This window comes from Lentzea sp. NPDC020367 (assembly GCF_044387305.1).
Classification (GTDB): domain Bacteria; phylum Actinomycetota; class Actinomycetes; order Mycobacteriales; family Pseudonocardiaceae; genus Lentzea.
Window position 1 is genome coordinate 45,871 of record NZ_JBIRVV010000023.1, and the last position, 16,118, is coordinate 61,988.

At 69.3% G+C, this 16,118-nt stretch carries 18 protein-coding genes; 8 read left to right on the forward strand and 10 right to left on the reverse strand.

What is annotated here, in order from left to right:
• Positions 1–8: 8 nt before the first annotated feature.
• Together ACH413_RS44305 and ACH413_RS44310 are read right to left on the reverse strand one after the other, a co-directional pair.
• Positions 9–908: an acyl-CoA thioesterase domain-containing protein gene (locus ACH413_RS44305; RefSeq protein WP_360038930.1), complete on the reverse strand. Its 900-nt coding sequence runs from the start codon at positions 906–908 to the stop codon at positions 9–11.
• Positions 905–1,387 carry a cupin domain-containing protein gene (locus ACH413_RS44310; RefSeq protein ID WP_360038933.1) on the reverse strand — a complete coding sequence of 161 codons (483 nt, stop codon included), beginning with the start codon at positions 1,385–1,387 and terminating at the stop codon, positions 905–907. Before ACH413_RS44310 ends, ACH413_RS44305 begins: the two co-directional genes overlap by 4 nt.
• Before the next feature lie 40 nt (positions 1,388–1,427).
• Here ACH413_RS44310 and ACH413_RS44315 point away from each other — a divergent pair, with 40 nt between their 5' ends.
• From ACH413_RS44315 to ACH413_RS44325, 3 genes are read left to right on the forward strand one after another with little or no spacing between them, the layout of a single operon-like run.
• The gene (locus tag ACH413_RS44315) at positions 1,428–1,844 is read left to right on the forward strand and encodes a RidA family protein (RefSeq protein ID WP_360038936.1); all 417 of its coding nucleotides are present in this window, start codon (positions 1,428–1,430) and stop codon (positions 1,842–1,844) included.
• 58 nt (positions 1,845–1,902) lie between these two features.
• On the forward strand, positions 1,903–2,754 hold the full coding sequence (locus tag ACH413_RS44320; protein WP_360038939.1) for a fumarylacetoacetate hydrolase family protein: 852 nt from the start codon (positions 1,903–1,905) through the stop codon (positions 2,752–2,754).
• A 15-nt stretch (positions 2,755–2,769) separates the two neighbouring features.
• A complete protein-coding gene (locus ACH413_RS44325) occupies positions 2,770–3,624 on the forward strand; it encodes a PaaX family transcriptional regulator C-terminal domain-containing protein (RefSeq protein WP_360038942.1) in 855 nt (284 codons plus the stop codon).
• Here ACH413_RS44325 and ACH413_RS44330 read toward each other — a convergent pair.
• Positions 3,621–4,142 (reverse strand): M15 family metallopeptidase, encoded by a 522-nt coding sequence (locus ACH413_RS44330; protein WP_360038945.1) that lies wholly within the window; start codon positions 4,140–4,142, stop codon positions 3,621–3,623. The genes ACH413_RS44325 and ACH413_RS44330 overlap by 4 nt on opposite strands.
• Before the next feature lie 89 nt (positions 4,143–4,231).
• Between ACH413_RS44330 and ACH413_RS44335 the strand changes: the two genes are divergently transcribed.
• Together ACH413_RS44335 and ACH413_RS44340 are read left to right on the forward strand one after the other, a co-directional pair.
• Positions 4,232–4,576, forward strand: a complete 345-nt coding sequence (locus tag ACH413_RS44335) for a hypothetical protein (RefSeq protein WP_360038948.1) — start codon at positions 4,232–4,234, stop codon at positions 4,574–4,576.
• Between the two features lie 14 nt (positions 4,577–4,590).
• Positions 4,591–5,076, forward strand: coding sequence for a glutathione peroxidase (locus ACH413_RS44340; RefSeq protein ID WP_360039542.1), 486 nt, complete (start codon positions 4,591–4,593; stop codon positions 5,074–5,076).
• A gap of 5 nt (positions 5,077–5,081) precedes the next feature.
• Here the strand turns inward: ACH413_RS44340 and ACH413_RS44345 are convergent, their stop codons facing one another.
• Positions 5,082–5,984: a DUF1963 domain-containing protein gene (locus tag ACH413_RS44345; protein ID WP_360038951.1), complete on the reverse strand. Its 903-nt coding sequence runs from the start codon at positions 5,982–5,984 to the stop codon at positions 5,082–5,084.
• Between the two features lie 24 nt (positions 5,985–6,008).
• Entirely contained in the window at positions 6,009–7,316 is a 1,308-nt protein-coding gene (locus ACH413_RS44350; protein WP_360038954.1) for an MFS transporter, read from the reverse strand.
• Positions 7,317–7,475: 159 nt separating this feature from the next.
• Between ACH413_RS44350 and ACH413_RS44355 the strand changes: the two genes are divergently transcribed.
• Both ACH413_RS44355 and ACH413_RS44360 read left to right on the forward strand, forming a co-directional pair.
• A complete protein-coding gene (locus tag ACH413_RS44355) occupies positions 7,476–8,594 on the forward strand; it encodes a carboxylesterase family protein (protein ID WP_360038957.1) in 1,119 nt (372 codons plus the stop codon).
• Positions 8,595–8,686: 92 nt separating this feature from the next.
• Positions 8,687–9,535: an AfsR/SARP family transcriptional regulator gene (locus ACH413_RS44360; RefSeq protein ID WP_360038960.1), complete on the forward strand. Its 849-nt coding sequence runs from the start codon at positions 8,687–8,689 to the stop codon at positions 9,533–9,535.
• Here ACH413_RS44360 and ACH413_RS44365 read toward each other — a convergent pair.
• From ACH413_RS44365 to ACH413_RS44380, 4 genes are all read right to left on the reverse strand, one after another.
• Positions 9,506–10,024, reverse strand: a complete 519-nt coding sequence (locus ACH413_RS44365) for a flavin reductase family protein (protein WP_360038963.1) — start codon at positions 10,022–10,024, stop codon at positions 9,506–9,508. The two genes, ACH413_RS44360 and ACH413_RS44365, sit on opposite strands and share 30 nt — an antisense overlap.
• Positions 10,025–10,033: 9 nt before the next feature.
• A complete protein-coding gene (locus tag ACH413_RS44370; protein WP_360038966.1) occupies positions 10,034–12,118 on the reverse strand; it encodes a tetratricopeptide repeat protein in 2,085 nt (694 codons plus the stop codon).
• Between the two features lie 11 nt (positions 12,119–12,129).
• Entirely contained in the window at positions 12,130–13,335 is a 1,206-nt protein-coding gene (locus ACH413_RS44375) for a hypothetical protein (protein WP_360038968.1), read from the reverse strand.
• A gap of 302 nt (positions 13,336–13,637) precedes the next feature.
• Entirely contained in the window at positions 13,638–14,108 is a 471-nt protein-coding gene (locus ACH413_RS44380; protein ID WP_360038971.1) for a hypothetical protein, read from the reverse strand.
• Positions 14,109–14,219: 111 nt separating this feature from the next.
• Here ACH413_RS44380 and ACH413_RS44385 point away from each other — a divergent pair, with 111 nt between their 5' ends.
• Positions 14,220–15,143 (forward strand): LysR substrate-binding domain-containing protein, encoded by a 924-nt coding sequence (locus tag ACH413_RS44385; RefSeq protein ID WP_360038974.1) that lies wholly within the window; start codon positions 14,220–14,222, stop codon positions 15,141–15,143.
• Here the strand turns inward: ACH413_RS44385 and ACH413_RS44390 are convergent.
• Entirely contained in the window at positions 15,140–16,117 is a 978-nt protein-coding gene (locus tag ACH413_RS44390) for an amidohydrolase family protein (RefSeq protein ID WP_360038977.1), read from the reverse strand. The two genes, ACH413_RS44385 and ACH413_RS44390, sit on opposite strands and share 4 nt — an antisense overlap.
• Position 16,118: the final 1 nt, after the last annotated feature.

Here is a 16,118-nt window from a genome sequence, read left to right on the forward strand (position 1 = left end):
GCGGCGGGTCAGGAAGCGCGGATCATGCCCTCCTGGGCAACGGTGGCGAGGTGCTGCTGATCGCGGGTGAAGAAGCGGCCGTACCCGAGGCCCCTGCCCGCGTCGGCGGCGACGGCTTCCTGCACGTAGAGCAGCCAGTCGCCGATCGGGCCCTCGCGGTGGAACCACATGGCGTGGTCGAGGCTCGCGGTGACGAGGCCCGGCCGGGCCCACGGCAGGTCGAGCACGCGCAGGACGGGTTCCAGGATCGTGTAGTCGCAGACGTAGGCCAGCGCGGCCAGGTCCCGTTGGGCGTCGGTGAGCCCGTCGACCGGGCGCAGCGGGTCGAACGGCTTGATCCACACGGCCTGGTGCGGCACCTTCTCGCCCTCGACCGCGAGGTAGACGGGGCCGGGCACGTGCCGCATGTCGAAGCTGCGGCCCCCCGCCCAGTACGCCTTCGACTCCTCGGTCATCGAGCCGCCGGAGCGTTCGGCGAGGAAGTCCGCCGAGCTCGGCAACTCCTCGGGACCGGGCAGGTCGTCGGTGAACTCGGCCCGGAAACTGCCGCTCGGCTCGCCCGCGGCGAAGTTGGCCAGGCAGACGTAGAGGGGCTTGCCGTTCTGGTAGCCGCGGACCTGCCGGGTGCTGTACCCGCGGCCGTCGCGCAGCAGTTCCACCTCGTAGCGCACCTGCGCGCCGATGTCGGCCGGGCGCAGGAAGTAGCTGTGCATCGAGTGCAGCGTCTTGCCGTCGGTGACCGAACGCATGGCGGCGGCTGCTGCGGCGGCGACCAGATCCCCGCCGTAGGCCTTGGGCCACGGGCAGGGCTGGGTGACCGCGGTGAAGGCGAGGTCGAAGTGCTCCGGCTCGGCCTTCTCCAGCGTGATGGCCTCGGTGAAGATCGCGGACGTCATTCCGGCGGTCATCGGGTCAGCCAGTCGCGCAGCTCGTCGTCCGGGACGTCGTCGAGGTTCACGACGATGTTCTCCGGCGTCCGCGTGGTCATCCACGTGAGCGGGTTGTTGCGGTCGAGGTTGCACTCGATGTGCGGCATGAACGGCGGGACGAACACCCAGTCGCCCTCCTCCATGTCGAGGTAGTCCTCGAACTTCTCGCCGAAGTAGATCCGCGCCCGGCCCGACAGCACGTACCCGCCGGTCTCGGCCTCGCCGTGGTGGTGGGAGACCGAGCGGTAGCCGGGCTCGTTGGTGACCTTGCCGAACCACAGCCTCGTGGCCGGGGTGTGCTGGATGCTCACGCCCGAGATCCGGATCGCGCCACCGGAGTTCGCGGTGTCCGGGTTCTCGGCGCCGCCGCGCGTCACGACCGGCGCGACCAGTCCGCTGGGCAGCCGGTACATCGAGTTGTCGCCTTCGAGCCGGTACTTGCTGAGGTCGGGCTCCATATATCGCATTCTTCACCGCCGTCAGATATTGTCAATACGCATGAGGCCCGTAGCAGTGAACCCGGCCAGCCTGCCCGCCCCGAGCGGGTACTCCCACGGAACGCTCGCCGGAAACACCCTCCACCTGGGCGGGCAGACCGCCATGGACGCCGACATGAAGATCGTTCCCGGCGGCATCGTCGAGCAGTTCCGCCAGGCGTTCGGCAACGTGCTGACGACGTTGCGCGAGGCTGGCGGCGAGCCGGAGGACCTGGTCAGCATCACGATCTACCTCACCGACATCCCCGACTACCAGGCCCACGGCCGGGAGATCGGCAAGGTGTGGCGCGAGCTCGCCGGGGCCGTCTACCCCGCCATGGCCGGCATCGGCTGCACGGCGTTGTGGCAGCCGGAGGCCCTCATCGAGATCCTCGGCGTCGCCGTGATCCCGGAGGAGCGGCTGGTCAGGCCCAGCTGAATCGATAGCGTTTTCATGATCTACGAAACATGAACGCCATATTCGGGGAGGTTCGCGGGTGAAGCTGGCTTCAGTGACCGTCGACGGCGTGCGCCGTGGCGGTGTCGTGGACGGTGAGTCGATCGCGCTGCTGTCGTGCACGGTCGACGACGTCGTGCGGGGCGCGCCGATCGAGACCGCGGAGGTGCTGCCGTTGGCGTCGGTGCGACTGGAATCGCCGTTGCACCGCTTCAACCGCGACATCCTGTGCACGGGCTGGAACTACTGGGACCACTTCGAGGAGTCCGCTGGCAAGCGCGAGGGCCAGGATCCGGTGGAACGGCCGCTGCGCCCCACCTTCTTCACCAAGGGCCCGGACACCGTCATCGGACCGTCCGACGGCATCGCGTACGACCCGTCGTTGTCGCAGAAGTGGGACTACGAGGCGGAAATCGCCATGGTCATCGGGCGCGACGGCCGGTCTATCCCGGAGGAGAAGGCGCTGGACCACGTGTTCGGCTTCCTCGTCGCCAACGACGTCTCGCAGCGCGACCTGCAACGCGCGCACGGCGGCCAGTGGCTCAAGGGCAAGAGCCTCGACGCCACCATGCCGCTCGGCCCGTGGCTGACCACGATCGACTCCGTCGATGATCTCGCCGCGATGCGGGTGCAGTGCGAGGTCAACGGCGTGCTGCTGCAGGACGCGACCAGCGCGCAGATGGCGTTCTCGTTCGCGCAGATCATCGCCGAGCTCAGCCACGGGATGACCCTGCGCGCCGGCGACGTGATCCTGACCGGCACGCCCAGCGGCGTCGGCAACGCCCGCGAGCCGCAGCTCTTCCTGCGCGATGGCGACGTCGTCGTGACGCGGGTCAGCGGCCTCGGCGAACTGCGCAACACCGTCACGCTGACCGATCTCGGCACGAGTTAAGCTCGGATGGTCAACGTGAGGGAGAGGGCACTGAACGTCGCGGACATGACCGTGGAAGCCGCTGCTCCCACCGGGCGCGACCGGCTCGGCCCGCTCATCATCACGATCTTCGGCCTCTACGCGCGCGGCGAGCACAACTGGCTGTCCGTGGCGTCCGTCGTGCAGCTCATGGCCGACCTCGGCGTAGAGGGCCAGGCCGCACGCTCGTCGATCTCCCGCCTGAAGCGCCGCGGCGTGGTCCGCGCCGAACGCCGCGACGGCGCCGGTTACGCCCTGGCCGAGACCACCCTGGAGACCCTGGCCGAGGGCGACACCCGCATCTTCGAACGCCGCCGCGCCACCGCCGAGGACGGCTGGCTCGTGGTCGTGTTCTCCGTGCCCGAGTCCGAACGCGAGAAGCGCCATGCGTTGCGCACCAGCCTGACCCAGCTCGGCTTCGGCACCACGGCGCCCGGCGTGTGGATCGCGCCCGGCAACCTCGCCACCGAGACCCGCCGCACCCTCGAACGCCGCGGCCTGTCCGAGTACGTAGACATCTTCAGCGGCCGGCACTTCGCGTTCGGCGACCTGCGCTCGAAGGTCCGTGCCTGGTGGGACCTCGACGAGCTGACGGACCTGTACGCGGACTTCCTGCGCCGCCACCGCCCCGTGCTCGACGCCGGAGTGCTGTCGCCGGAGCGGGCCTTCCAGACGTACGTGCCGATGCTGACCGCATGGCGGCGTCTCCCCTACAGCGACCCCGGCCTGCCCCTGTCCCTGCTGCCGCCGGGGTGGAACGGCGTGACCGCGGAAGCGTTGTTCGAGCAGCTCAACACCACTTTGAGCGCACCGGCCCGCGAGCACGCCCTGGCCGTGATCCACGGGCGCTAGGTGGACTGCGGCTGCGGGCACTGACCGCCGGGAGTCGTCAGCAGCTCGAAGTGCCACATCTCGTTGGCGTAGGCCTGGCACAGCCCGTAGTCCGCGCCGTGCTGGATGAGCCAGTCGTCGGCGTTCGTCGGGCCGATGTCGATCGCCTTGCCCGTGACGTGCGCCGACTTGTCCGGCGGGAGCACCCAACGCCGGGCCTCCTCCTCGCTGCGGTACAGCTCGACGGCCTCGTCCAGCAGCCGCTGCTGGTACTCGGCGCTGCGCCAGCCGGACGTCACCCGCAACTCCACCCCGGCCGCCTTCGCGTCCACCGCTGCCTTGCGCATCGCGGTGAGCAGCGCGGGGTCGAGGTTCGCGATGGCGGCGTGCCTGTCGTCGTCCAGCGAGATGCTCTCGTTCTTCGGGATGCTGCCGTCCTCGGTCACCCGCACCGGCGCGCTCATCGACTGCGGTCCCGCGGGTGTGCAAGCCGTCACCACCACGAGCAGGAGCGCCGTCCAACTTCCTTTACCAGCCACGACTTCGACTCTGACGCAGCGATGTCCCCGGACGGCCAGCGGAACGTGATCGTTGTGCAACGAACCGTCGACTGGGTAGAACGGTGATCATGACGTCACGGATCACGGTCTGCCGAGGGTGCTGCTGCGGCACCGAGCGCAAGCACCCCGAGGTCGACCACGACCGCCAGCTCCAGGCGCTGCGCGAGAAGCTCGCGGACGTCCGGGTCGCCGACTGCCTGGACGCGTGCGAGGTGTCGAACGTGGTCGTCGTGCAGCCCAGCCGTACCGCACGCGCAGCCGGGGCCAAGCCGGTGTGGGTCGGGTCCGTGCTGGACGACGACGCGGTGCGGGGCGTGATCGACTGGGTCGACGCGGGCGGACCGGGGCTCGCCGCTCCCCCGCCCTCGATCAGCGCGCGGATCGTGCCCACTCCCGGGCCCAAGAAGACATGAACTACGTTGGTGGCATGGAGATCTACGACATCCCGGTCCAGACGCTCGCGGGTGAGCCTGGCGACCTGAGCGCGTTGCGGGGCAAGGTGACGCTCGTCGTCAACGTCGCGTCGAAGTGCGGCCTCACCCCGCAGTACGCGGGTCTGGAGCGGCTGCAGGAGAAGTACGGGACCGAAGGTTTCTCCGTGGTCGGCTTCCCGTGCAACCAGTTCATGGGCCAGGAGCCGGGCACGTCCGAGGAGATCGCCACGTTCTGCTCGACCACCTACGGGGTGTCGTTCCCCCTGTACGAGAAGATCGAGGTCAACGGCCCCGGTCAGCACGCCGTCTACCAGGAGCTCACGAAGCACGCCGACGCCGACGGCACCGCCGGTGACGTGCAGTGGAACTTCGAGAAGTTCCTCGTCTCGCGCGACGGGCAGGTGCTCCACCGGTTCCGCCCGCGCACCGAGCCCGAGGACGCCTCGATCACCGAGGCGATCGAGGCCGCTCTGCGCTAGCCGCCCTACTCGGTGAACATCGTGAACGAGCGCATCTGGTCGAAGCGCCCGGCCGCGAGGTCGTCGAGGCTGATCAGGAAGCACCCGTAGTAGAGGTCGCTCGTCGTGTAGAACTGGGCGAGCGGCACCCACTCCCGGATCAGCCGGTGCTCCTCCTCGTGGAGCAGGCGGAACCGCTCCGGTCCCCGGAGGCCGGCGTCGGCGCTGCTCCTGAGGTGGGCGTCCGCCATCTGCGTCCACGGCGGGTTCTGGCCGCCTATCTCCTCGCAGTACCCGCCGAGGCGCAGGAAGCAGCTCCCGTCCGGCTCCGGCCACAGCTCGTCGACCAGTTCGCACAGTTCGTCGACGTGCTTCAGCTCGTCGAGCAGCTGCTTCACCGCTTCCGGTTCGGACTCCGGGTCCTCGGCCTCGATCCAGTCCGGCAGGACCGGCTCGATCCACGCGGACATCTGGCCCTCCGGCAGGAGGAACGGAGTGTCGTCCTCGTAGAACAACGCCCTGGTGGCGTCGTCGGGCGGCGGTGCCGCGACCGCCGTGTCCGCACCGGCCGGGACGTACAGAGCACGTGCGTAGTCAGGTTCACTCGTGTGGGCTTCCGCTTCCACGTCCTCCTCGTGGTGCAGGAAGAGGAGCAGCGATCCGTCCACCGGCAGGGGCAGCCCCTCCGCCCGCGGGAGGAGCCCGCAGTCGATCGAGGCGATGAACGGCAACGGGGAGCCGTTGCCGGAAGCCGGCCACTCCACGCCCACCGGTAACCGCGGAAGTCCTCCTGACTGCGCGACGACCTTCTCGTCCGGGCCGGCGCCCAGCCGGATCTCGAAGCGGAGGTGGGCGGCGAACTTGGCGGCCTCGTCCTCCGGCAGACCCCGGTCGATCGCCGCGTGCCGGAACTGTTCGTAGCGGTCCATGGCGGAGCATGATCGCAGACCGCGTCACAGCCGGGCGGCCACCGGAGCGTCGATCCTCGTGGGGACCGGCGCCGTGCGGAACGCGAGCACCGCGGCGAGCAGGCTCAGGGCGCACACCGCGGTGATGTAGGCGCTGACGCCGGTCGTGGCGCCGGTCCCGTTCAGGATCGCGGTCGAGATCAGCGGCGCGAGACCACCGCCGAGCAGGGCCGCGCACTGCAGCAGGAGCGACGAACCGGAGTAGCGCACGTTGGCGGGGAACGTGTCGGCGACGATCGCTCCCTGCACGCAGTGGGTGACGGGGATGATCAGGCCCATGCCGAGGAGGGCCACGACGATCACGGCCGGGCTCTTCGTGTTGAGCAACGGGAAGAACGCGGCCGCCCACACCAGCAGCGCCACCGAGCCCCACACGAACATGCCGCGCCGGCCACGCCGGTCCGCAATGGACGTCCACAGTGGAATCGCGCCGAGCCACAACACCGCCGACACCGTCACGGTGATGAGCAGGAACTGCCGCTTCAGGCCCAGCTGCGCGGTGCCGTAGGAAAGACTGAACACCAGGAACAGGTACGCCACCGCGGAGTTCGCGATGCTGAGCACCAGGGTCAGCACCAGCCGACCGGCGCCGACGGACAGGGCCTCCTTCAGCGGGAAGCGCACGATCTCGTTGCGCTGCACGGCCTTGGCGAACGACGGGGTCTCGGTCACGCGCATGCGGATGACCAGGCCGACGACCACGAGCGCGGCGCTGAGCAGGAACGGGATTCGCCAGCCCCACGACGTGAAGGCGGCAGCGGGCAACACGGTGCTGGTGACCAGGAAGACGGTGTTGGCCAGCACCAGACCGGCCGGCGTGCCCATCTGCGGGAAGCCCGCGTAGCGGTTGCGCTGGTCGGACGGCGCGTGTTCGAGGGCCATCAGGTTCGCGCCCGCGTTCTCACCGCCCAGGCCGATGCCCTGCACCACGCGCAGCGCGACCAGCAGGATCGGCGCCCACACGCCGATGGTGGCGAAACCCGGCAGCACGCCGATCAGGGTCGAGCCGATGCCCATCAACACCAGGGACACCACGAGTGTCATCTTGCGGCCGATGCGGTCGCCGTAGTGGCCGAAGACCAGACCGCCCAGTGGCCGGGCGATGAACCCGACGGCGAACGTGCTGAACGCGGCGAGCGTGCCCGCGGCCGGCGAGAGCGACGGGAAGAACTGCTTGTTGAAGATCAACGCGGAAGCCGTGCCGTACAAGAAGAAGTCGTACCACTCCAGGGTCGCGCCGGTGAGTGTCGCGAGCGCGACCTTCCGTTGCGACGTGGCGGCTCGTTCACCCATGTTGGCCTGCCCAGGTCGGTTGACGGTGTTGGACGGAAGCGTGACCTGGGCCGCAGTGCCGCACAAATGCCGATCGGCTCACCAGCCATGCCCGCACGGCTATACCGGCAGCCTGAATCCGCATTTGCGATGCATGGCGACTGGCCTGACCGTGGAGGGGTGACAGTCCGCATCGGCCCGATCCGCTACGCCACCGCCACCCGTTTCGGCGCACCCTCCAGGGCACCGTCCGAGGAGTCGAGCGGTCAGATCTGCCCGCAGCCGCGCTCACGCCTCGACGCCGTCATGGGGCCGCCGCTCGACGCCCCGCCGCAGGGCGAGGACTGCCTGAACCTCTCGATCACGACCCCGGCGCCGGACGACGGCGGGCGGCCGGTGCTGGTGTGGCTGCACGGCGGCGGTTTCAGCAGCGGGGCGGGCCTGCTGGACTGGTACGACGGGTCAGCCCTGACCGAAGAGGGCGACGTCGTGGTGGTCAGCGTCAACTACCGTTTGGGGGCACTGGGTTTTCTCGTCGCGGACGGCGTGAGCGACGGCAACCTCGGCCTGCTCGACCAGGTGGAGGCCCTGAGGTGGGTCCGCGACAACATCGCCCGGTTCGGCGGGGATCCGGACGCCATCACGGTGTTCGGGCAGTCCGCGGGCGCGATGTCCATCCAGCTGCTGCTGGACCACCCCGAACGACTCTTCCGGCGCGCCGTCCTGCAGAGCGCACCGCACGGCGTCGCGCCGCTCACCCGCGCCGAGGCCGCCGCGACCGGTGCCGCGTTCTCCCGGCTGCTCGGCGGTGACCTGTTCTCCTGCTCCCCCGCCGAGATCCTGGCCGCCCAGGCCGGGACAGCACGGCGCCACACCGGCGTCGCCATGCCGTTCCGGCCGGTCGCGACACCGTGGACACGATCGGACTTGACCGATGTCGAGATCGTGCACGGGTGGAACGCCGACGAGATGACGGCATTCGGCGGAGCACGCGAGGAAGGTCTGTTCGCGGGCCACGACTTCACTCGCCGTCTCAAATCGCGCGGTGCGCAAGTGTTCACGTATTACAACGCTTGGCGCCCAGCCGGTTCCGCCTACGGGGCGACGCACTGCGTCGAGTTGCCGCTCCTGCTGGGGTGCGCACGGGCGTGGGCCGGTTCGCCCCTGCTCGGTGACATGCCTTGGGAGGACGTGGATCGGCTGGGACGGCGGTTGCGGCAGTCCTGGATCTCCTTTGCCAGGAAAGGGATCCCCCGCGCTGTCGACTCGCTACCCGTCACCTGGTCCACCGCGACATAGCTCGAACCGGCAGTTTCGGTGCCACCACTACCTCAAAGACCGTCGGCTGGTGAACACTCTCGGAGTCGGACATACCGGGAGGTGGCGTTCACGTGGCACCGGGAGACGAACCGCCGCAGTTCCGGGTCCTGGGTACGTTCGAAGTGTCGCGAGGCAACCGCCGCTGCACGCCGTCGGCACCGAAGCAACGGGCGTTGCTCGCGCTGCTCGCCTTGCACGCCAACGAGTTCGTCCCGACCAGCCGCATCGTGGACCAGCTGTGGTCGCGGGGTGCGCCGAGGTCGGCCGTCGCCGCGCTGCACGGGTACGTGACGGCGGTGCGGCGAGTGCTCACGCCGAGCTGGGTGAGCTCGCGAACGTCGCATCCCATCCTGAACACAAGGCCGTCCGGTTACGTCCTTTGCCTGGAACCGCATCAGCTCGACCTGACCAGGTTCCGGGAGCTGGCGAAACAGGGCCAGGTGGCGATGGCGGCCGGCGACTGCGCGCGGGCGCGGGAGACGTTCGCGGTGGCGGTGGGACTGTGGCGTGGTGCTCCGCTGGCGGACCTGCGCGAGACGGGGATGTTCGACCACGACATCTCGCGACTGGAGCGGGAGTACCTGGAGGTGCTGCGCAACAGGTTCGACGTCATGCTCTGCAACGGCGACGGGCACCTGGCGGTGTTCGACCTCGAAGAGCTGTGCCGGACATACCCGTTGTGGGAGCGATTTCACGAACAGCTGATGCTCGCGCTGTGCCAGGCCGAACGCCGCGCCGACGCGTTGACGGCCTACGCCAGGGCATACCGGCTGCTGTCGAGCCAAGCGGGAATCGAGCCAGGGCCCCGGCTCCGCGCCATGCACCAGCTCATCCTCAACGGGGAGGACCCGTTCGACCGGGGACACCGGCACGAACGGGTGCTCACCGGACTACAGCTGGCGCACACGGTTTCCCCTTAGCCTCCAGTCGAACACGCGGCGGTAGAAGACGAGCGGCTCGGCCTCCCTCACCTCGGTGCGGGTGACCTCGCCGATCAGGACGGTGTGGTCACCGTGATCGAACACGGCGGTCACGGTGCAGCGCAGGTAGATCGGCGCCGCACACAGCCGGGGCACGGCTCCGTCCCACTCCCAGGCGATGTCCGCGAACTTGTCCGCACCACGACTCGCGAACGTCCGCGCGGTGCGTTCCTGGGCACTGCCGAGCACGTGCACACCGAACTCCGCACAGCGCGTCAACGGCTCACAGCAACGAGATGCGTGGTCGACCACCACCAGCACGGACGGTGGATCCACGCTGTACGAACAGATCGAGGACACAAGCAGCCCGCACGGCCGGCCGCCCGCCTGGCGCGTGGTGACCACGGCGAGTCCGGAGACCAGCCGGCTCATGGCGTCGGTGAACGTGGCCGCCGGTAGCGCGGCGGTCACGTTCTCCGTTGCTGTCACGGCGTTCTCCTACCTGGCCGACGCCGCGGCGCAGAGTTCCCTGCGCTGCCGGGCGTCCTCGTCGTCGGTCACCGCGAGCACCGCGTCGTAGTCCAGTATCGCCGCGTCCAGTTCGCCGGACTCCTCGTAGGCGACGGCGCGGTTGTAGCGGGCCTCCGGGTTGTCGTCGAGCGTGATGGCGCGGCTCAGGTAGCTGATCGCGTCGGTGAGTTCACCGGACGCCACAGCGATCGTGCCGCGGATCGCCCACGCCTCCGCGAGCCGGTCGTTGCGCTGCACCGCTTCCGCCAACGCCTCGGACGCCGCCGTGTACTCGTCCCGTTCGACCAGCAGCTGGCCCTTGAGGCACAACAGGAGTGCGTTGTTCGGCGCCAGTTCGAGAGCGGCCGCGACATCCCGCCACGCCCCCTCGACGTCGCCGGCCTCGAGCAGGTACCCGGCGCGGTTGATCCTGGCGTCGACGTGCCGCGGATCCAGTTCGATGACGTAGCCGAAGTCGCTCATCGCGCCCTCGACGTCGCCGAGCGCGAGCCGGGCGTCGCCGATGTTGTAGTACGCCTCGGGGAACGGCGGCGAGAGGCGCAGTGCCTCGCGGTAGGCCTCGATCGCCTCCTCGTCGCGGCCGAGCCTGCGCAGCACGTTGCCGACGTTGAAGTGGTGCTCGGGGAAGTTCGGATCCCGTTCGAGGACGTAGCTGTAGTCGGCGAGCGCGTCGTCCAGGCGGCCCATCGCGCCGTAGACCTGCGCCCGGTTGTAGCGCAGCACCAGGCGGTGCAGCACGTGCTCGTCCGGCTCCAGGTCGCGGTCGAGCCTCGCCATTCCGTCGTTGACCAGGGCGAGCGCCACCTCGGGCTTCTGCTCGCGCACCTCGACCAGCGCCAGCCCGTTGCGGGTGAAGACCGACTGGAAGGCCTCCTTCTTCGGGTCGGTGAGCTGGGACGCGATCGCGATCGCCAGGTTCATCCACGCCCGTGCGCGAACGTAGTCGCGCTCGGCCTCCGAGTAGTGCCGCGCGTGCAGCATGGCCGTGGAGTACGCGAGTTCGAGGTGGATGGCCGCGTCCGTGGAGGCGGCGCGTCCCTCGACGTAGAGCGTCTCGGCCTCGGCGGCACGCCCGACGGCCGCCAGCACGATGCCCGTCTGGAACGTGAGGTGCCACCACAGGTCGGGGTCGGTCTCCCGATCCGCTGCCGCCCGCCCGCGCAGGCCGTGGTCCGCCGCGGCCTGGTAGAGCCCGACCTTGTGGCAATGGTCCAACGCGACGCGCAACGCCTTCGCGCCCGCTCCGGCCGGATCGCCGCCGTGCTCCAGGTGGTACGGAATCGCGCCGAGGTGCAACGAGAACTCCTCGGACGCCACGAGCTTCTCAGCACGGGCGTCGTGGAGCGCGGCACGGGCTTCGGCCGTCAGTTCGAGGTAGGCGGCCAGCACGCGTGGGTCGTCAGCGGTGCCGTCACTGTCCACATAGGCCTGCGCCAGGTCGCCTTCAAGAGCCTTCTCCGCGACCGGCTCGGCGTCGACGATCTGGGCGTGTGCCGCGATCGTCTGGGCCAGCGACACGTCGATCTCGCCGAGCGGGTCGGCCAGCGGCGCGCGGCTGGTGCCGACGACCACGGTGAGGTCCGGGATGTCGCTACGGCGCAACAGGACCGCGATGAACTCCTGATCGGACGCGTCCGCCTCGTGCGCGTTCTCGATCACGAGGGTGCGCGGACCGCCACCCAGGGCGGTGAGGTAGTCGCGCAGCAGTTCGGCCAGGCCGTTCGCGATGTTGCGGGTGTGCAGCCGCGAGTAGTAGCGGGTGCGTTCGCTGTCCTGCACGGCCCACTCGAGGGTGTGCCAGGCGCTCGGCACCTTGCCGGCGAGTTCCGGCGTGGTCGTGAGGAGCTCGATGTTGTGCCGCTCCCCCAGCTCAGGGCACCGTTCCAGCAGGTCGTCGGCGATCTGGCGCAGCAACGACCCCGCAGCCGTGTACGGTCCGCGCAGCCGCCGGTGGGCGTCGAGGACCGTCCAGATCGGCGGCAGTTCCAGTGCGGCGAGGGCGTGTGCCCGGTCGCGCCGCCGGTCGGCGCGGATCCAGTAGCGGCTGTCCATGGTGCGTCCTTTCAGTGAATGACGTGGTGCAGACGACGGTCCCGGCGTGCCCGCACGCGTTCCCGGACCATGAGCCAGCCGAGCACTGCGCACTGCGCGATCGCCACGCCGCCGAAGACGATCGAGTCGAGCAACTGGGCCGTGGGCACCCCGTCCCCCGTGAGCCGCCCGATGACGCCGGTGACGAACCGGTAGAGCACGGGAGCGCCGGCGAGCACGAACGTCGTGAGGCTGGCCGTGTAGCCGACGACGACGAGCCACGAGTACCAGCGCGCCACCTTGCGGTCGACCGGGTGCAGTGCCGACTCGTCCGTCTCCGGCTTGCCGAAGAGCCGCCGGACCCTGTTGCGGACCATCAGGAGCGCGGCCCCGTGCAGGTCGACGCAGCCGAGCACCGTGCTCACGAGCACGTAGATGTCCGTGCGCAGGTAGAGGAAGAACTGCCAGATGACCCGGAGCAGCGCGGCGAACGCGACGGCCAGCAGGAACCGCCCTGGCCCCGACAGCGTGCCGTCCGCGTGCCGCGTCAGGTCGGCGGCGATGGTGCACGCGGCGATCCCGAGCACGTCGGCCAGCAGTCCCGCGACGATCGGCAGGTAGCGCTGGCGGCGCGGTACCGCCACGAGCCCGTCGAGCGAGGTCTCCAGCACGATGAAGTAGAGCCGCCGCCCGATTCGCAGCCTCGAACGGACACCGAGCCGGCGTCCGGCCAGCGCGTGAAAGGACTCGTGCAGGAAAAGAAGAGGAATCGCGGCGAGGAACAGCCCGACCTGGATGACCATGTAATAGTCGGAGAAGAAGATGTTGTGATAGGTCGGCCGCAGGTCCGCGTTGAACACCATCGCGAACAATCCCCAGACGGCCACGGCCGCGTACACGAACCACGCCACCGGTGAGAACAACGCGGCACCCAGTCCGCTGAAACGCACCGGCGCCGTCTCGGTGGTGACTTCCCCGGATTTGCGAATGAGGTCGAGCTCGTCCAGGCCCGCGACGACGTCCTCGATGTCGACTTCTTCCCCGTATTCGCGCTCGAACCATTCAGCGGCCTGGCGCGGGGTGTCGCCGTCGACCAGCCTGCGCACGAGCGCGGCGCCCTCACCGGGGAAAATGCCGTACGAATCGACGTCGGGGCGACCGATCGTCACCTCGTCGCCGTCCTCCAGGAACACCAGCGGGTGCAATGGCACCGACCGGTCCAGATCGATCTCGCTCACGACGTTCCTCCCCGGCGTCAGGCCGGATGCGCTGGGCTCGGGACCCAGCGCATCCGCGTCGCGCCTTAGACCGGCTTGACGTTGTACTGCGAGCAGGCGGCCGCCGTGAGGCGAACCGGGCCCACCTTGCGAATGGTGATTCGCTTCATCTTGGCCTTGGTCTTCTCCATGAGTGCTCCTCCCTCCGATGTGCAACTGACATCGAGGAGTCTGCCCGCGCACTCCAAGAAAGCACCAAGAGCGCTCCAAAATCGTTCAGCCGTGCCTGAGCAATGAAAATCGAATGGGCAGTATTGCTCGGATCAGCGCCGGGTGGCCGTCGCGCCCTTGGCGATCAGGTTGTTGCCGATGTACTTCTCGGACAGCGCGCGGAACGTGTACCTGGCGGCGTCACCGTTCAGGTTCGGGGTCCAGCAGCGACGCTCACCCGCCTTGATGTGCTGGTTGCCGCCGGGCTCGGTGTCGCAGTTGACCTCGCCGACCCAGTTCCCGTTGTCGTAGCGCTGGAGCCAGACCTGCGCCGTCTGGTTCGTGACGAAGGTCTGCTCGTACAGCGCGAACGCGAAGTACAGGCTGCCCTGCCGGCAGAGGTAGATCGTGCCGATGCGGTCGCCGGTCGAGATGGACTTGATCGGCCCGGTGGTGACGACGGTCTGGAAGCCGTTGTCGTTCTGGCAGTCCGGGTTCGCCTCGATTCCCGCCGACGCCGGTGCCGCCAGGCCCACCAGAACAGCCCCCGCCACGGCGAGAGCCGCGGTGATCTTCTTGAACATGTCCCCTCCTCGTTGCACGGCGAGATGCCGTGTCCTCACGATGGAGAGCCGGTGCTGCGGACTCCTTGCGGATTTTCTTGAATCGCGAGGTCAGAGGCGTAGGGTCGGATCATGAAAACGCCGAAGCTGCTCGACGGCAGGCTGAAGCTGCGCCACCTCGTGCTGCTGGACGCGTTGCTCAGGCAGGGCACGGTCGTGGGCGCGGCGGCCGCACTGCACGTCACCCAGCCGGTCGTCACGCGCGGGTTGCACGAGCTGGAGGAGATCCTCGGCGTCACGCTGTTCGACCGCGGCCCGCGGGGCATCACGCCGACGGTGTACGGGTCGGCGTTCGGCGACCACGCCAGGGCCGTGCTCGCGCAGCTCAACGAGGCGGGCCGGCACCTGGTCGAACTGGCGCAGGCCGAACGAGGCACGGTGGTCGTCGGCACGCACCTCGCCGGCACGAACGTGTTGCTGCCGCGCGCGATCACCGCGATGAAGCGGCGGCGGCCGAACCTGACCGTCATCGTGCGCGAGGCCGCGCCCGAGCCGTTGCTCGCCGAGCTGGCGGCCGGGCGCGTGGACATGATCGTGGGACGGCTGACAGCCCCGTCGGACGAGCAGCTCGAACGGCGCAAGCTCTACGACGAGGCCGTGCACCTGGTCGTCCGGGCGACGCATCCGCTGGCGGGCCGCGAGGTCGGGCCGGCCGAGCTGGGCGAGTACCCGTGGATCATGCCGGGCGCGGAAACGGTGCTGCGGCGGGAGCTGGAGCAGTTCTTCGCGCGCCACGAGATCGCGCTGCCGGTCAACCGGGTGGAGACGACGTCGTTCCTGATCGTGCGGGAACTGTTGCTGGAGAACGACTTCATCGCCGCGCTGCCCAGCCTGATCACGGTCGACGACGCCCGGCTCTCCCGGTTGCCGGTCAAGCTCGACCAGGTCGGGCACAGCGTCGGGCTCACCCTGCCGTCCCGCACGCTGAGCCCGTCCGCCGAGGCGTTCATCGACTGCCTGACCGAGATCGCGTCCGAAATGGACAGCCGCAACTAGCCGAGAAACCGTTCGGCGTTGCCGCGTTCGATCAACGCGCGCTGCTCGTCGGTCAGGAACCCGCTCTTCGCCACGACTCCGCCGGCCGGGCGCTCCCCCAGCGGGTATGGGTAGTCGCTGCCGACCACCACCCGTTCCACCCCGACGGTGTCCACGAGCAGCCGCAGTGCGCGTTCGTCGAACACCACCGAGTCGACGTAGAACCGGTCCAGGTAGTGCGACGGCGGGTACTGCGAGGTGCCGATCACGTCGTGGCGCTGGTGCCAGGCGTTCTCGGTGCGGCCGAGCCAGAACGCGAACGAGCCGCCGCCGTGCGCGAAGCAGATCCGCAGCCGCGAGTCGATGCGGTCGAACACGCCGCCGAGGATCAGCGCGAGCACGGACAGGTGCGTCTCGGCGGGCATGCCGGTCAGCCACTGGGCCATCCACCGGTCGTTGCGCGGTGTGCTGGCCATGTCCCACGGGTGCACGAACACCGGTACGCCGAGCGACGCCGCGTGCTGCAGGAACGTCACCACGCCCTCGCTGTCGAGATCGTCGTCGCCGACGTGGTTGCCGATCTCGACGCCGCGATGTCCGTTCGCCAGACAGCGTTCCAGCTCCCGGCAGGCCTCGTCCGGGTCCTGCAACGGCACCTGGCAGAACGGGATCAGCCGGCCGGGCGCCGGTGCGCAGATGTCCAGCGCGAGGTCGTTGAAGATCCGGGCGATCCCGGCGGCCTGCGGTGCCGGTGCGCCGTAGGAGAAGAACGCCGGCGTGGGCGAGACGACCTGGGCGTCCACGCCGTCCGCGTCCATGTCGGCCAGCCGCGGTTCGGCGTCCCAGCAGTTCGACTGGACCCGCCGGAACTCGCGGGTGCCCATCATGATCATGGCGTCGGACGCCGATTCCAGCCGCAGCCAGGGTGCTTCGGCGCCGGGGAGTTCCGGCCAGCCCTGCGGAACGTAGTGCGTGTGGACGTCGATCAAGCCCATG

Bases quoted from the DNA above. Each gene is read 5' to 3' on its own strand.
- ACH413_RS44305 (WP_360038930.1), bottom strand. From the start codon at position 908: ATGACCGCCGGAATGACGTCCGCGATCTTCACCGAGGCCATCACGCTG.
- ACH413_RS44310 (WP_360038933.1), bottom strand. From the start codon at position 1,387: ATGGAGCCCGACCTCAGCAAGTACCGGCTCGAAGGCGACAACTCGATG.
- ACH413_RS44315 (WP_360038936.1), top strand. From the start codon at position 1,428: ATGAGGCCCGTAGCAGTGAACCCGGCCAGCCTGCCCGCCCCGAGCGGG.
- ACH413_RS44335 (WP_360038948.1), top strand. From the start codon at position 4,232: ATGACGTCACGGATCACGGTCTGCCGAGGGTGCTGCTGCGGCACCGAG.
- ACH413_RS44340 (WP_360039542.1), top strand. From the start codon at position 4,591: ATGGAGATCTACGACATCCCGGTCCAGACGCTCGCGGGTGAGCCTGGC.
- ACH413_RS44345 (WP_360038951.1), bottom strand. From the start codon at position 5,984: ATGGACCGCTACGAACAGTTCCGGCACGCGGCGATCGACCGGGGTCTG.
- ACH413_RS44350 (WP_360038954.1), bottom strand. From the start codon at position 7,316: ATGGGTGAACGAGCCGCCACGTCGCAACGGAAGGTCGCGCTCGCGACA.
- ACH413_RS44370 (WP_360038966.1), bottom strand. From the start codon at position 12,118: ATGGACAGCCGCTACTGGATCCGCGCCGACCGGCGGCGCGACCGGGCA.
- ACH413_RS44380 (WP_360038971.1), bottom strand. From the start codon at position 14,108: ATGTTCAAGAAGATCACCGCGGCTCTCGCCGTGGCGGGGGCTGTTCTG.
- ACH413_RS44385 (WP_360038974.1), top strand. From the start codon at position 14,220: ATGAAAACGCCGAAGCTGCTCGACGGCAGGCTGAAGCTGCGCCACCTC.
- ACH413_RS44390 (WP_360038977.1), bottom strand. From the start codon at position 16,117: ATGGGCTTGATCGACGTCCACACGCACTACGTTCCGCAGGGCTGGCCG.